Source organism: Novosphingobium sp. FG90 (genome assembly GCF_057808725.1).
In genome coordinates, this window is the sequence record NZ_JBMDIO010000014.1 from 1 (window position 1) to 15,329 (window position 15,329).

Genomic DNA, 15,329 nt, shown 5'->3' on the forward strand with positions numbered 1-15,329 from the left:
ATATTGGTGATCATATCCTTCAAAATGCGCGCGGAAGCGGTCAACGCCAATCACCATTCGAAGGTCTCCAAGAGTTGTGCAGCCGCCTGCGCGACACGTTCGTCCGGATCATGCCGGACGCTGAGGTAGAGCGAGAGGCGATCGACCGCCGGCTGGCGGGCGAGCACGTGCGGATCGTAGCTCCAAGTCTCGATCTCGACGCGGTCGTGGTCGAAGGGCGTGGCTGGTGCAAGACCGAACTGCCCGGTGATGTGCTTCCATCGCGCGGCAGCGAGCGCTCGGCGTGCGATGCGCGGTTCAGACAGCATCGTATAGTGGGCAAGCGCGCTCTCGCCCGCGAGCGGCGCGACCTCGTCGGGCAATCGGCCTTTGACCTCGCGCACCTTTCGGACAGGAGATTGAAGACGTGCCTCGACGGCATGCCACAGCTCGCGTCCCGTATATTGGAGGCTCAATCGGCGTTGCCGCCCGACATGCTTCGACTTGGCGATCTTGAGCGCTTCGAGTTCATCCAGCGCGCGCGTCATGGTCATGATCGCAACGCCGAACCGTAGGGCGAGCTCGGTGAGATTCGCGCCGTCGATGGGCTCACCCAGGAGGGCTGCCAACACGAGGACTTGCGCGCTGGGGGTAAGCTGCGCCCCCGGGTCGTGCGTGATGGCTGGTGCGCGCTCGCGCAAATCGAGCAACGCCTCGGGAACGTAGATCTGCGCACCGGGGGCGAGAAAACCGATCTTCCGCTCGACCATCTGCTTGCGTATTGCCGTCGGCACACTGTCGAGGAGCGCGAGAACGAGCGGGACGCCGAGGTGGCGGCGCACCAGGTCGCGGTGTTTGAGCAGATCGGCGGTCACCCCTCGGCCTTGCCCCTTCATTTCCATAAGGATGACCGGATGATCCTGGAGCGCTCCTTGCCAGAATCGATAGCGATCGAGAAGGAAATGGGGGAGGTTCGCCGGCGCCAACGGCTGCAAGCCCAGGCCGAGCCCGAAAGCGCCGCGGACATAGGCTTCGGCGGCCTCGGCGAGACCATCCAGGCGCTGCTTGTCGACGGCTTCTAACATCATGAACGCCATTTAACATCACTACTGTTAAATGTCCATCTAATGTTAGATAGCCTGCCGGCTCACGGTTCCGATTCCTGCTCCGGAGCTACGAGCATCAGCTTGATGTCGCTGCGCAGCGACCGCCATTTCGGATTGGCCGAGACCGCGGTCGCCTTGGTCAACCACGCAAGCGCGAGGCAAGCGCGATCGTCGGCGCCGAGGCCGTAGGCGTAGGTCATGTTCCGCAGCTTGCCGGCGACGTCGGCCTGCCGACCGTCGAAGGGAACAATGTCCATGTCGAGATCGGCCAGGCTCGCGTCGATCATCTCATCGGGCACGCCACGGGCCTGGAGTTGCGCAATCACCTCGCTCAACGTCACGCTGCTCACGCAGGCATCGCCGAACACTGCCTCGACCTGGCCGGCGCCGGGTCCGCTGAGCATCAATGCGAGAACGGCCGAGGCGTCGAGGATATAGGCTGGATCAGCCATCGACCGAAGTCCGGCCGGTTTCGTCGCCGGTAAACTCGCGCAGCCGGGATTGCACGCGGGCGATCGCGTCCTTCAGCGGGCGGACCTCGATCACGCCATCAACGATCTTCATCACCACGACGTCGCCGTCCACCAGACCGAGTTCGCGGCGCATCTCCGCTGGAAGCTGGAGCCTGCCGCCACTGACGAGTTTGCCACGTTGCGCATTCATGTACGGATATCGCCTCATGATACATTGATAGGGCGTATCTGTATCATGGGGACGAAATATGTCGCAAACGGATAAGGGACAAAGCTGGAAATCCTGTCTGTACGATAATGTTCCTTATCGGACAGACTTGAGCCGGCCGGGAAAGGGTGCCAAAATGCCCCCAAAGAACCAGTTCACCGAATGGCGCAGCTCTTGCAAGACCCAACTTCCGATGAAGTCCCGAACGGCCCCGTCGAGACGGCGCTGCCGGCGCTTGTTCCGGCCGAGGGCATGCTCGCCGTCCTGCAGGAAGATATCGAGCGCGCCGCTGGATATAAGAAAGCCGCCCGATCCGCCGCGACGCACCGCGCCTACGCATCGGACTGGGCGATCTACGCCGAATGGTGCGCTTCGCGCGGACTTCCGCCGATGCCGGCGCATCCCGAGCAGATCGCCGCGTTCGTCGCCAACCAGGCGCACGCTGGTGCCAAGCCCAGCACTGTCGAGCGCCGCGTCGCCGCGATAGGGCACTATCATCGCGCCAACAATTTTCCGGCGCCGGGCGCGCATCCAGAGGCCGGCGGGTTGCGTGAGGCACTCGCCGGCATCCGCAACGACAAGAAGATCAAGAAAACCCGTAAGGATGCCGCCGACGCCTCTGCACTTCGCGAGATGCTGGCCGAAATCGAAGGTGATGGCCTGCGTCAAAAGCGCGATCGCGCGCTCCTCGCGATCGGCATGGCGGCAGCACTGCGCCGATCCGAGATTGTCGCGCTGAAGCTCGAAAGCATCGGCGTCCTAGACCAAGGCCTCGAACTCTATCTTGGCACGACGAAGACAGACCAGTCTGGCGAGGGTGCGACCATTGCCATACCGGAAGGTACGCGCATCCGGCCCAAGGCGCTGTTGCTCGAGTGGATCGCGGCGGTCCGCACGCTCGAGACCGACATCGTCCGTACCCCGGCTGAAGACGCCGCAATGCCGTTGTTTCGCCGGCTCACCCGAAGAGATCAGCTCACTGATGATCCGATGTCCGATAAAGCCGTGGTGCGCCTGGTCAAACGCTGTGCCGCCGCGGCAGGCTATGACGCGACCAAGTTTGCCGGGCATTCGCTGCGCGCGGGCTTCCTCACTGAAGCGGCAAGCCAGGGCGCGACGATCTTCAAGATGCAGGAGGTTAGTCGGCACAAAACGGTGCAGATCCTCGTGGACTATGTCCGCTCAGCCGATCGGTTCCGTGACCACGCTGGCGAGCGATTCTTGTAACTGTCCGCAAGGCGATGCTGGCGATGCGCGCTATGATCGCATTGCAGTCGGCCGCCGATCTCGGACCGGGTGGCCGTGCGGCGTTGGACGAGCTTATGGCCAAGACGCCTGCGGCGGACAGCGTCGGTTATGAGGAGGCAGCCGTGGGTGGCGTCCCCGGCTGGTGGTGCCGTCCCGCAGATGCCAACCCGGACGCCGCAATTCTCTATCTCAACGGTGGCGCCTATGTCGTCGGATCGGCGCAGGCGTATCGCCACTTTGCGGGTCAGATCGCCGAGCGCGCTAAGGAGGCCGCATTCGTTGCCGATTATGGCCTCGCGCCGGAACGGCCTTTCCCTGCGGCGGTCGATGATGCCGAAGCTGCCTATCGCGGCTTGGCGAGTGGTGGCGTCTCCAGGATCGCTATCGTCGGTGACTCCGCCGGCGGCGGTCTGGCGCTCGTCACAGCGGAGCGGATGGCCGAGGCCCCGCATATTGTCGTCGGGCAGAAGCCGGAAACCGTGGACTTCTCCGATCCGTCGCTGCCGCAGGGGTTCGATGCCGACAAGATCAATGCCGGCATCGCGGTCGCTGTGAAGAAGATCGAGGAACGCGGGTGGCACGGCGATACCTGCATGATCACGCCCGACGACGAGGGAAGCGCCGTGCTCCAAAAGCAGTTGGCAGGCGTGGCCTATGACTGTGTGGTAATCGGCGGCGGTCTCAGAATCCCGCCGAAAGGGCTGGTCCTGTTCGAGGCGGTGGTGAACATCGTTCATAGGGCGGCGCCAGGAACGGCGATTGCGTTCAACACGCGGCCGGAAGACACGGCCGATGCCGCCGCTCGAGGGCTCGAGGCCATCTGATTGTAATAGTATGTTTGTGCGAGGTGCGAATGCCGGCGTCGGGCAGATCTTCGTTTGATCTGCCCATCGCCTTAAGCATCGCCCGGCACTCGACCTTCGCGGCAGGCGGTAAGCGCCAGCGTGGATGCCGCCGGCAGGATCAACAGGGTACGGATCATTGGAGATTTTCCCTCCGTCGATGGTGGAGGAGTACGCCACGCCGGGTGCCGGCGCTGGATCGATGGAAGGGACTGGGGCGGCCATCGGTTGCACAGACTGGGCGGGCCGGGTGGACCGATGACGCGGGCGCGGCTCGGGTCTGTGGATCCAACTCACGCGCCCAGTCGATCGCGTTGACAAAGATACCGAGTGGGACGGACCCGTATCAATCCGTTTTGTGGAGGTGCCCGTCGTCAGTGGTTAACACATGCCGGCAGTGCGTAAGGGCACTGCCGGCTGAGATCGTGACTATTAGCTCTGCGGCTGCGTGTCCGAAGCCATCGACACGGCACCGCCTTGCGCTGGGATCGTGGCCGTTCTGGCGTCGCTCACCCATGTCCGCATCGGCGCCCGAAGCGTTGCCCGTGGGCCATATTGCGGGACGGTGCGCCACTCATAGTGGCCAGGCCCATTGGCAGCCATTGCTGGTGCTGCCATGCCAGCGGACCGCTTACCGGATGCATCGACCCAGACGCGCACGGGCGGCTGGAGCGGAGCGCGCGGCCCCTGTTGCGGGGCGGCGTGCCACTCGTAATGGCCGACGGCATTGGGTAGGTCCGCAGCCATCGCAGCGGTAGGCGTGGCGAAGATTGCCGCAACTGCGGCGAGGATGGATGTCGTGGCCGCGATCGTGGCGGCGGTAGTGAAATACTTGCTCATGATGGTCATCCTTGAATTGAATTCGAACAGTGGGGTGCGTGGGCGCTGCTGCGGGGGATCGACTGCGATCTCCACAGCGCGTTCGCGCATGTTACGAAGTCAGTTCAGGAGGCTCGGGGGGTTGGGCTCGGGAGCATAGGAACGGCCGATGAGACGCGAGGTCGAAGATTCGAATGGCCGCATGGATACAAATGGCGCGAGGGCCAATGGAACCGTGCCTTCGTTTAGAAGGACAGGCGAAACGCAGCCCATCTGAGACATGCAATCCGGCGTCATGCCTTTGCAAGGTATGGATTTGCCGTCGTGAGAGGGCGACTCCATCAGCATCCCTGCGCAATCCGCGCCGTTCATATGGTCCATGTGCTGCGTGGCCGCGATCGGTCCCGTCAGACTCTGACCACGCGCGAACGCCGCCTCCTGGCCGAGCAGGCCAGCCAAGGCTCCAAGCAGGAGCAAGAGGGGAAGGAAGCGTTTCAGCACCGTCAAATCCTAATCGAGACCGATCAACCGGCTGCTGACCAGTTCGTCATCAAAAGCCGGGAAGTTACAGCAGCGTTGAACCAAGCTCGCTCGGTTCGACAAATTCCGATTGTTTGTAGTGGATTGGACGGTCCCGACGCACGGCGCCATGGCAACATCTCCCCAGATCCAGCAAGGTCTGCCGCGTCGTCGCGGCAAGCCCGACAACGACGTTATTGCGACCTGTGCAGTAATGATCTGCGAAGGACGACGATTATCACCATCGCGTTCCTGAGCGAAAAGGAGGCCGTCCACGAAGGGAGGCCGCCCATGTCCTACATGCAATCGAGATTGGCGATGAACGCCCCTGCCCCGGCGGGTCCGCCGGAGATCAAGGGGCGCTGGGGAGGCCTTCGATCGCTGTTGCCGGGATCGAGGTCACGCGTCCGGCGAGACAGGAGATCCGTGCCGATTGCCGACGTTCCTGGAGAGGCGATGTTGCGAGCCCAGGGCGGAGATGGCGTGGCTTATCGGGAGGTCCTCCGTTGGTCCTCCCAGTGGCTGCGGGTCTTTTTCGAGTATCATGGCCCGGAACTCAGCAGCTGGGAGGTGGATGCGGCGGTCAAGGAAACGATCGCTGCAATCCACGCCAAGCGGCACACCTTCGACAGCCGCTGCCCCTATGTCGAATGGTTGGGAGCCGTGGCCCGCTACAAGTCCGCTTCCCTGCTTTGCTCGCTGCGCGCCGGCGGGCCAGCCGACGCGACATACTGAATCATGGAGAATGTTATGTTCGATAGTCTGAAATTCGATCATGTCGGCATCCGCGTGACCGACCTCGCAGAGGCAGAGGCCTTCTATGCGAAGCTTGGCTTCGTGATGGACCCGGACGAGGATCAGCCGCAGTTCCGCGCGCGCGGTCTGGTGAACGGTACCGGCCTTCGCATCCACCTCATTTACAATGGCGAGCAGCCTCAGGGCGGAAACGTACTGATGGATGTGAAGGAGAAGTGGCCGGGCTATACCCACGCTGCTTTCATCATCGAGGACATGGACAATCTGGTCGAATGGTTCGGTGAGCAGGACATCCCGATCACCGAAGGTCCGAGCGTGTTCGGCCATGGCCGCCGCAAGGTATGCTTTATCCGCGACCCGGATCGCAACGTCCTCGAGTTCAACGAGATCCTCAACGACTGACGTTGCGTGTTGCCATGGCGATCGACCGTCGCTTCCTCGCCACTCGGGACGAGGAGCGACGGCCTGCTCGGTTGGCGATCAGGCTGCCTGTTCGAGGGTCTCCATGTCGATCACGAAGCGATACTTGACGTCGCTTCTCAGGACGCGTTCGAACGCATCGTTAATGGTGTCGATCGCGATCGTTTCGATATCGGACACGATCCCGTGCTCGGCGCAGAAGTCGAGCATCTCCTGGGTCTCGCGAATACCGCCGATCACCGATCCCGCTATCGCGCGGCGACCGAAGATGAGATTGCCGACCGAAGGTGACGGATGGGGCTCGGCCGGGACGCCGACCAGCACCATCGTGCCATCGATCGTCAGGAGGTTCGTATAGGCGTCGAGATCGTGGCTGACTGCGACTGTGTTCAGGATGAAGTCGAGCGTGCCGGCTCGGGCTGCCATGGCGTCTGCATCGCGAGAGACAACCACTTCGTCGGCGCCGAGTACATGGGCATCCGCCCGCTTGGATTCCGAGGTCGTAAACGCGACAACGTGAGCACCGAGCGCATGGGCGAGCTTCACGCCCATATGTCCCAGCCCGCCAATGCCGACAATGCCGACCTTCTTGCCCGGCCCAATGTTCCAGTGCTTGAGCGGCGACCAGGTGGTGATACCGGCGCAGAGCAGTGGCGCGACCGCGGCGAGCTGATCCTCCGGATGGTTGATCGCCAGCACGAAGTCCTGATCCACCACGATATGGGCCGAATATCCGCCGAACGTGTTTCCGGTACCGCCCTTGGCGCCGCCATTATAGGTCTGGATGAAGCCGTGTTCCCCCTGGCAGTATTGCTCGTGGCCCTGCTCGCAGGGAGCACAGCGACGGCAACTGTCGACCATGCACCCGACGCCGACGATCTGTCCCGGGGCAAACCTCGTCACCGACGTGCCGACCGACTTCACGCGGCCAACGATCTCATGCCCCGGCACGCTGGGGAAAAGGACGCCCGGCCATTCGCCGCGCGCGGTGTGCAGGTCGGAATGGCAGACTCCGCAATAGAGGATATCGATCGCGACATCCGCCGGGTTCGGCTCGCGGCGATCAATAGTGGTGAGCGCAAGAGGGCTGGTCGGCGTAGCCGCCGCAAAGGCTTGGGTCTGCATGGAAGCTCCTGGGCTTTGGTTGAGAGGGGATCAAGCGTCGAAGCTGGTCGCGGTGCCGAGCGCGGCCCAGGCGTCATAGTCGCCGGTCGCGCGTGCGATCTTGCTTCGGTTGTTGCGGTAGCTGTCCAGACCCAATGCGAGCCGCAATGGCGGGGTCTCGGCATCGACTGCCTGGAGGATTACAGCAACGCCTTTGGCGGGATCACCGCCTTGGTGGCCGTTGTTCGCAAGTGCGCCTGCACGCACGGCGCCGGCCGTCTCGGCATAGGCGTCGATGCTCTGTTCGGCGACGGCGATGGAGCGGTCGAGAAAATCGGTTCGAAACGCCCCCGGTTCGACGATGATGACATGGAGGCCGAGCGGCTCGACCTCGGCCGCGAGCGCCTCCGAGAGACCTTCAACCGCGAACTTGGCGGCGCTATAGAGTCCGAAGCCCGCCCGGCCGAGCATGCCGAGCGTCGACGAGAATTGCACGATCCGCCCTTTGCGCTCACGCAGGCTCGGCAGCGCGGCACGCGTCACCTCGATCAGGCCAAACAGATTAGCCTCGAACAGCGGACGATATTCTTCAGGCGTGCATTCCTCGACCGCGCCGATCAGGCCGTAGCCCGCGACATTGGCAAGAACATCGATACCGCCGAAGGCCGATACCGCCGCCTCGACGGCTGCTCGAACCTCATCCGTCTTGGTCACATCGAGCGCTGCAGCGAGCGCATTGCCAGGATAGGCTGCCACGAGATCGTCCAGGCTGGACGGATTGCGGGCGGTCAGCAGCACCTTGTCGCCGCGGTCCAACACCGCTTTGGCCAGACCACGGCCGAAGCCCGATGAGGCGCCGGTGATAAACCAGATTTTCTGCGGCATTGCTCGAAGCTCCGTTTGCGTCGACGGAGCGAATAGCAGCGCTGATTACCGAGGATTAGCCGTGGATTCAGCGAAGGGCTCTTAAGAGCTGCTTACGGGTGCCGGCCAGTCGCCGCCGAGCGCACGTATCAGCAACGCGGTCGCCTGGTGCTGGGCGCCGACAATCTGTACCAAGCGACGGCGCGCCGTGAGTTCGTTGCGCTGGGTGTCGAGCAACTCGAGCTGGCCGGTTTCGCCGTCGCGATACTGTGTTCGGGCTATTAGGGCCGCGCGCGCATAAGCGGCCACCGCTCGCTCACGCTCCGCCCGTTCCCGGTCGAGCGTTTGCAGGGCTGAAAGCTGGGTTTCGACATCCTGAAACGCGGCCAGCACAGCGCCGCGATATTCGGCGAAGCTGCGGTCAAGATCCGCCCGCGCCCGGGCGGTGTTGGCAGACCGGCGTCCGCCATCGAAGAGCGTTCCCGCCAGCAAGGCGCCCACCGACCAGGCTTGCGCCCCACTCGCGAGCAAGGACCCGAGATCGGCGGAGGTCCCTCCCCCCCGCGCCGTGAGCGCGAGCGAGGGAAACCATTGTGCGCGAGCGATGCCGACGCGGGTCTGAGCGGCGAGCATCGTCCGCTGGGCTGCAGCGATGTCAGGTCGGCGCTGGAGCATTTCGCTTGGCAGTCCCAGGGGCACGATGGGCGGTGCCGTCAGGGGAAGTTGCGGTGCGACGTCGAAGGTCGATGCTGGTTCACCGACCAGCACGGCAAGGGCGTTGGCAAGGGCTGCCCGATCGCGGCGCAGTGCCGTGCGTTCACTCCGGGCATCGGAGAGCTGCCCGTCGGCGCGCTCAAGGTCGATTGGGTTTCGTTCGCCCTCTCCGACCTGGGCTGCGATCAGTGAGCGGGTGCGCTGATAGCTGGAAATGGTGTCGTCGAGCACGGCGCTTTCATCATCGGCGGCCCGTAGCGCGAAATAGGTCGTGGCAAGCTGCGCCTGAACCAGAAGCCGGGCATTGCGCAACAACTCGGCCTGCGATTGCGCGTCCAGCGCGGCTGCGCGGGTGCCTTGTCGCAATCGCCCGAACAAGTCGACCTCATAGGAGAGCTCGACGCCGGCCTGGCCCAGATCGTTGGGACCGGGGAGCGTGGTGATCGGCTGGCCGCCAATGCCGTCGCCTCGCACCGCAGTGGCACTGACGCCGAGCTGGGGAGCCTGGTTGGCACGAGCGCCGCGCAAATCGGCGCGGGCGCGGTCGAGATTGGCGGCGGCAATGGCGATCGTGTCGTTGCGGGCTTCGGCCTGCGCGATCAGACGATCGAGGATTGGGTCGGCAAAAGCCTTCCACCAGCGGCCATCGGCTATCACGGGCGCTGTCGGTTCGCCGGTCGTCGCTTGAGCATGAAAGGCGGTGGGTGTTGGAGGTAGTCCAGTCGGCAGTGGTGGCGTCACCGCACAGCCGCCGAGCGAAAGGGTTGCGGCGGCCGCCATGAAGCGACGATGTAGGATGAATGCCGGCATGGTGCTTTTCTGCGTCATTCGGCGGGGTGAGCCAGGGGTTCGGCGAAAGTGTCGCTCGGTCCGCCATGATGGGCGAGCGGCCGGTTGCCCGCGAGCTTGCGCAGTGCGACGTAGAAAGCCGGCGTCAGGACGAGGCCGAAAAGCGTCACACCGAGCATGCCGCTGAACACGGTCACGCCCATGACGCGGCGAACCTCCGAGCCGGCGCCGGTCGAGATAACTAGCGGGATCACCCCCATGATGAAGGCGCAGGACGTCATGAGGATTGGCCGCAGCCTGAGGCGTGCCGCTTCGAGCGCCGCCTGGAGCGGGGTGCGGCCGGCAAATTCCAGCTCGCGGGCGAACTCGACGATGAGAATGGCGTTCTTGGCCGACAGCCCGATCAGCACCACCAGCCCGATCTGGGTGAAGATGTTGTTGTCGCCGCCCGTCAGCCAGATGCCGGTGAGGGCGGACAGGACGGCCATCGGCACGATCATCAGGATCGAGAGCGGCAGGATGAGGCTCTCGTAGAGCGCGGCCAGGACCATGAAGACGAGGATCAGCGCCAACGGAAAGATCCAAAGGCCGTTCGAGCCTGTCAGAATCTGCTGATAGGTGAGATCGGTCCATTCATAGCCGATGCCCGGCGGCAAAGTCTCGGCGGCGACGCGCTCGATCGCGGCTTGTGCCTGGCCGGAGGAATAGCCGACCGCGGCTGTGCCGCTGACATCGGCGGTGGGGAATCCATTGTAGCGCATCGCGCGTTCGGGGCCCGCACTTTGCCGGATCGTCATGAGCGCTGCGAGCGGGATCATCTCGCCGCTTGCAGAGCGCACCTTGAGTGCGCCCAGATCCCCGATCGAGGCGCGGAACGGGGCATCCGCCTGGGCGCGGACGGTATAGGTCCGGCCGAACTGGGTATAGTCGTTCACGTAGAAGCTGCCGAGATAGACCTGGAGCGTGCTGAAGATGTCGGGGATGGCGACACCAAGCTGGCGCGCGCGCGCGCGGTCGACGTCGGCTTCCACCTGGGGCACGTTGACCTGGAAGGATGAGAACATTCCGCTCAGTTCGGGCTGTTGTGAAGCCCTTTCGAGGAAGGCCTTTACCGCGGTATCGAGCGCACCATAGCCAAGCGCTCCCCGATCCTCGATCTGCAGGCGGAAGCCGCCGGTAGCCCCGAGCCCGCGCACCGGGGGCGGTGGAAAGATGACGATGCGTGCAGTTTCAATCTGCGCGAAGGATTTGAGCAGCCGCGCACGGACCGTGGCGGCGTTGTGGAGGGCGCCATGGCGTTCCGCAAAGGGCTTGAGGTTGATGAAGGCGATGCCGGCATTGGTGCTGTTAAGCTGACCGTTGACCGAAAGCCCCGGGAACGCAAGCGAAGCGCGGACATCGGGGTCCTTGAGCGCGATCTCGGTCATCTTGCGGATCACGGCCTCGCTGCGATCGAGCGTGGCACCATCGGGTAGCGTCGCGCTGGCGATCAGATAGGTCCGGTCCTGCTGCGGTACGAAGCCGCCGGGGACCATGCGGAAGAGGATCGCAGTCGCGATCACCAGCGCTCCATAGACGAGCATAACTCCGACCCGGCGTGTGACGATTCGTTCGAGCCCACCGCCATAGCGTTCGCCTGCCCGACGGAAGCCGCGGTTGAACCAGCCAAAGAAGCGTCCGAAGGCCCGGTCCAACTGGCGGGTGAGCCAATCCTTGGGAGCGTCAGGGGTCTTCAGGAGCAGCGCGGCGAGCGCGGGCGAGAGGGTCAGCGAATTGATCGCGGAAATGACCGTCGAGATTGCGATGGTCATCGCGAACTGCCGGTAGAACTGGCCGGTAAGTCCGGTCGTGAAGGAAAGCGGAACGAATACCGCGACCAGCACCAGCGCGATGGCGATGATGGGGCCGGTGACTTCGCGCATCGCGCGCAAAGCCGCCTCTGTGGGTTCGAGGCCGCCCTCGATGTTGCGTTCGACATTCTCGACCACGACTATCGCGTCGTCGACGACGATGCCGATCGCCAGCACCAGGCCGAACAAGGTGAGCGCATTGATCGAATATCCCAAAAGCGCCATCACCGCGAAGGTGCCGACGATCGAGACCGGGACCGCGATCAGGGGGATGATCGATGCGCGCCAGGTCTGGAGGAACAGGATCACCACCAAGACGACGAGCAGCACGGCCTCGAACAGGGTGTGGACGACAGCATCGATTGACGCCACCACGAACTGGGTCGGATCGAACACGATGCGATAGTCGACTCCGTCAGGCATTCCTTGTTTGAGCTCTTCCATGGCCTTGCGGACCTGCCGTCCGATCTCCACGGTGTTGGAGCCCGGCGCCTGAAGGACGAAGAGCGCGGCGGCAGGCTGGTTGTCCATGAGCGACCGGACGGCATATTCCGCGGACCCCAGCTCGACCCTGGCGACGTCCCGCAGGCGCGTGATCGCGCCATCCGGGGCGGTGCGGACGATGATGTTACCGAACTCCTCCGGGTCACGGAGCCGGCCCTGGACGTTGACGGTGAGCTGGGTCTGGACGCCCTTGGCCGAAGGCGTGGCGCCCAGGGCGCCGCCGGCGGCTTCGACATTCTCGTTACGGATCGCATTGACGATGTCGGATGCCGCGAGCCCGCGCTCGGCGACCTTCTCGGGGTCCAGCCAGATACGCATCGAGTAATCGCCGGCACCCCGGATGGTGACCTGGCCTACACCCGGGATCCGGGCCAGCCGGTCGCGGACGTGGAGCAGCGCGTAATTGTGCAAATAGTTCATGTCGTAGCGCCCGCCGGGCGAGAACATGTGCACGGTCAGGGTGAGGTCCGGCGTGCTCTTGATCGTGGTGACGCCAAGCCGGCGCACCGCCTCGGGCAGTCTTGCCTCAGCTTGCTGGACGCGATTCTGGACGAGCTCGGTGGCAAGGTCCGGATCGGTGCCTAGCCGGAAGGTGACCACCAGAGTCAGCAGGCCGTCGGTCGTGGCCTGGCTGCTCATATAGAGCATGTTCTCGACGCCGTTGACCGATTCCTCGATCGGCGTCGCCACCGTTTCGGCAATGACGGTCGGACTGGCGCCCGGATAGCGCGCGGTGACGATCACCGTGGGTGGCACGACTTCGGGATATTCGGAGACCGGAAGGTTCGGGATGGCGATCAGCCCGGCGATGAAGATCAGCGCTGACAGCACGCCCGCGAAGATCGGGCGTCGGATGAAGAATGGAGAGATCGACATCGGCTCAGCTCGCCTGGACGGCCATGGGCGCATTGCGGGGCTGCACGAGCGCTCCAGGCTTCAGCCGTTGCAGGTTGGAGATGACGATCCGCTCGCCCGGCCGGAGTCCCTGGGTCACGACGCGCATGCCGTCGAGGAGCTGGCCGAGTTGAACCTCGCGGTAGATCGTTCGATTATCGGGTCCGAGGACAAGGACGAACCGGCGGCTCTGGTCGGTGCCGATCGCGGCTTCGGGGACCAGAATGACGGGCTCGCGGTGCGCCTGTCCGAGGCGGATCCGAGTGAATTGGCCGGGTGTGAACAGGCCGTTCGGATTGGCAAAGGTGGCGCGCAACCGAACGGTGCCGGCTCGGGCGTCGACCTGGTTGTCGACGAGTTGCAGGTGCCCCACGATCGGCATGGGCGCGCCATCGAGCATCGCGCTCACCGGGATGGTCCCGACGTGGCTGCGATTGCCTCTGATACTGGCGAGCGCCCGGGCGACGGTATCTTCGTCCGCCTCGAAGCCAGCATAGATCGGATCGACCGAGAGGATGGTCGTAAGGACGGGCGCGCCCGGACCGGCATCGACCAGGTTGCCTGGGGTGATCGCGCGCCGCCCTATCCGTCCCGCAATCGGCGCTCGCACCTGGGTGTAGGAAAGGTTGAGCTGCGCAGCTCGCAGCGCCGCGCGTGCCGTGCGAAGATTGGCTGCAGCCTCTGCGGCATCATTGGCACGGCGATCGCGGTCCCGTGCGGCGATGGCATCGGTCTCGATCAGGCGATCGGCGCGATCCGCCTCGGATCGCGTAAAACGGGCGCGCGCTTCGGCGGCCGCGACTTGTCCGGCCAGACGGTCAACCTCGGCACGATAGGGATCGGGATCGATCAGGAGGAGGAGGTCGCCACGGCGGACAAGGGCGCCCTCCCGAAAGTATATTGAGCGGATCGCGCCGGATACTCTGGCGCGTACCTCGACGGCTTCGACAGCCTCGAAGCGGCCGGAAAATTCCTGCCAGAGATCGGCGTCGCGTCGCGCAATCGCCGCCACGGAAGCCTGGACAGGCGCGTCGGCGTCCGCCTGGACTCGCGCCGGTCGGTTCTCGCCGCCGAGAAAGAAGACGACACAGCCGGCTCCGAGAATGACGGTCGTTATGAGTAGAACGACGCCTCGGCGTAGCTGAACACGCATCTAGATCTCCCGACGCCGAATGCCTGACACGACGCGCATTGAACGCCGTCTCGGGCTATGACGGGTCGGCGAGGACCTGATAACCGACGCAATCGTGCATGGCTTTGTAAGCGCTGCCGCATAATCGCTAACCCGCAGGGCGCACGATTGATTAGCCCTGCTTCAAGACCTGTCAGGCATTGTCATACTTATCTGGGTTGGCCAGCGTTCGTATCTGTACCGCAGAGCGCAGGAGAACCATCATGGCCACATCTAGACTTTTCTTCATCACCGGTGTGAGCAGCGGGTTTGGCCGCGCCATTTCGGAAGCCGCCCTCGCGGCCGGCCACAGCGTCGCGGGAACGTTGCGCAAGCCTGAGGAGCGCGTCGCGTTCGAGGCTTTGGCTCCGGGGCGGGCGCATGGCATCCTGCTCGATGTGACCGATGCCGACGCGGTGCCGACCACCATCGATCGGATCGAGCGGGAGGTCGGCGCGATCGACGTCGCCATCAACAATGCGGGCTATGGGCACGAAGGTTTGATCGAGGAGTCGACAATCGAGGACATCAAGCGCCAGTTCGATGTCAATGTCTTTGGCGCTTTCTCGGTCCTGAAAGCAGTTCTGCCCCATATGCGCGCGCGCCGCGCCGGCCGGATCATCAACATCACCTCGATGGGCGGGATCATCACCATGCCGGGCCTTGGCCTCTATCATGCGAGCAAGTTCGCGCTGGAGGGCCTGTCTGAAAGCCTGGCAAAGGAGGTCAAGAATTTCGGCATATATGTGACGGCAGTCGAGCCAGGTTCCTTCAGGACCGACTGGGCAGGGCGATCGATGGTGCGAGCCTCGCGCAGTATCGCCGATTACGACGCGCTCATGAACCCGCTGCGGGAGGCCCGCCAGAGCTATAGCGGCAAGCAGAAGGGGGACCCTGCCCGCGCTGCCGCTGTTATCCTGGATTTGGTCGAGGCGAAGGACCCGCCCGTGCACCTGCTACTCGGCTCGGATGCCAGCCGGCTGGTCGGCGAGAAGCTCACGATGCTTCGGGGCGAGTTCGACGCCTGGAAGGACGTGGCGCTTTCCACCGATTTCCCCGATTGATCGAG

14 protein-coding genes are annotated in these 15,329 nt (G+C 64.0%); 5 read left to right on the plus strand and 9 right to left on the minus strand.

Annotated features, from left to right (window positions below; translation table 11 throughout):
• Positions 1–50: 50 nt before the first annotated feature.
• From ACODRZ_RS13730 to ACODRZ_RS13740, 3 genes are read right to left on the minus strand one after another with little or no spacing between them, the layout of a single operon-like run.
• Complete coding sequence (locus ACODRZ_RS13730; protein ID WP_230461497.1) at positions 51–1,076, minus strand: helix-turn-helix domain-containing protein; 1,026 nt, start codon at positions 1,074–1,076, stop codon at positions 51–53.
• A gap of 50 nt (positions 1,077–1,126) precedes the next feature.
• Positions 1,127–1,537 carry a type II toxin-antitoxin system VapC family toxin gene (locus tag ACODRZ_RS13735; protein WP_155188004.1) on the minus strand — a complete coding sequence of 137 codons (411 nt, stop codon included), beginning with the start codon at positions 1,535–1,537 and terminating at the stop codon, positions 1,127–1,129.
• Entirely contained in the window at positions 1,530–1,748 is a 219-nt protein-coding gene (locus ACODRZ_RS13740; RefSeq protein WP_196221882.1) for an AbrB/MazE/SpoVT family DNA-binding domain-containing protein, read from the minus strand. Before ACODRZ_RS13740 ends, ACODRZ_RS13735 begins: the two co-directional genes overlap by 8 nt.
• A 180-nt stretch (positions 1,749–1,928) precedes the next feature.
• Between ACODRZ_RS13740 and ACODRZ_RS13745 the strand changes: the two genes are divergently transcribed.
• Together ACODRZ_RS13745 and ACODRZ_RS13750 are read left to right on the plus strand one after the other, a co-directional pair.
• Complete coding sequence (locus ACODRZ_RS13745; protein ID WP_155188009.1) at positions 1,929–2,993, plus strand: tyrosine-type recombinase/integrase; 1,065 nt, start codon at positions 1,929–1,931, stop codon at positions 2,991–2,993.
• A gap of 32 nt (positions 2,994–3,025) precedes the next feature.
• Positions 3,026–3,838, plus strand: coding sequence for an alpha/beta hydrolase (locus tag ACODRZ_RS13750; protein ID WP_488971445.1), 813 nt, complete (start codon positions 3,026–3,028; stop codon positions 3,836–3,838).
• Positions 3,839–4,288: 450 nt separating this feature from the next.
• Here ACODRZ_RS13750 and ACODRZ_RS13755 read toward each other — a convergent pair whose 3' ends face one another.
• The gene (locus tag ACODRZ_RS13755; protein ID WP_155188015.1) at positions 4,289–4,696 is read right to left on the minus strand and encodes a hypothetical protein; all 408 of its coding nucleotides are present in this window, start codon (positions 4,694–4,696) and stop codon (positions 4,289–4,291) included.
• A 351-nt stretch (positions 4,697–5,047) separates the two neighbouring features.
• Here ACODRZ_RS13755 and ACODRZ_RS13760 point away from each other — a divergent pair, with 351 nt between their 5' ends.
• Positions 5,048–5,929, plus strand: a complete 882-nt coding sequence (locus tag ACODRZ_RS13760) for a hypothetical protein (RefSeq protein WP_155188018.1) — start codon at positions 5,048–5,050, stop codon at positions 5,927–5,929.
• A 15-nt stretch (positions 5,930–5,944) separates the two neighbouring features.
• Complete coding sequence (locus ACODRZ_RS13765; RefSeq protein ID WP_230461499.1) at positions 5,945–6,352, plus strand: VOC family protein; 408 nt, start codon at positions 5,945–5,947, stop codon at positions 6,350–6,352.
• Between the two features lie 78 nt (positions 6,353–6,430).
• Here the strand turns inward: ACODRZ_RS13765 and ACODRZ_RS13770 are convergent, their stop codons facing one another.
• From ACODRZ_RS13770 to ACODRZ_RS13790, 5 genes are all read right to left on the minus strand, one after another.
• Positions 6,431–7,495, minus strand: a complete 1,065-nt coding sequence (locus ACODRZ_RS13770; protein ID WP_155188024.1) for an NAD(P)-dependent alcohol dehydrogenase — start codon at positions 7,493–7,495, stop codon at positions 6,431–6,433.
• 30 nt (positions 7,496–7,525) lie between these two features.
• Positions 7,526–8,359 (minus strand): oxidoreductase, encoded by an 834-nt coding sequence (locus ACODRZ_RS13775; protein ID WP_155188027.1) that lies wholly within the window; start codon positions 8,357–8,359, stop codon positions 7,526–7,528.
• 81 nt (positions 8,360–8,440) lie between these two features.
• A complete protein-coding gene (locus ACODRZ_RS13780; protein ID WP_488971444.1) occupies positions 8,441–9,862 on the minus strand; it encodes an efflux transporter outer membrane subunit in 1,422 nt (473 codons plus the stop codon).
• A 14-nt stretch (positions 9,863–9,876) separates the two neighbouring features.
• Positions 9,877–13,071, minus strand: a complete 3,195-nt coding sequence (locus ACODRZ_RS13785; RefSeq protein ID WP_155188033.1) for an efflux RND transporter permease subunit — start codon at positions 13,069–13,071, stop codon at positions 9,877–9,879.
• 4 nt (positions 13,072–13,075) lie between these two features.
• Positions 13,076–14,242: an efflux RND transporter periplasmic adaptor subunit gene (locus ACODRZ_RS13790; protein ID WP_155188036.1), complete on the minus strand. Its 1,167-nt coding sequence runs from the start codon at positions 14,240–14,242 to the stop codon at positions 13,076–13,078.
• Positions 14,243–14,439: 197 nt separating this feature from the next.
• Between ACODRZ_RS13790 and ACODRZ_RS13795 the strand changes: the two genes are divergently transcribed.
• Positions 14,440–15,324: an oxidoreductase gene (locus ACODRZ_RS13795; RefSeq protein ID WP_488971443.1), complete on the plus strand. Its 885-nt coding sequence runs from the start codon at positions 14,440–14,442 to the stop codon at positions 15,322–15,324.
• Positions 15,325–15,329: the final 5 nt, after the last annotated feature.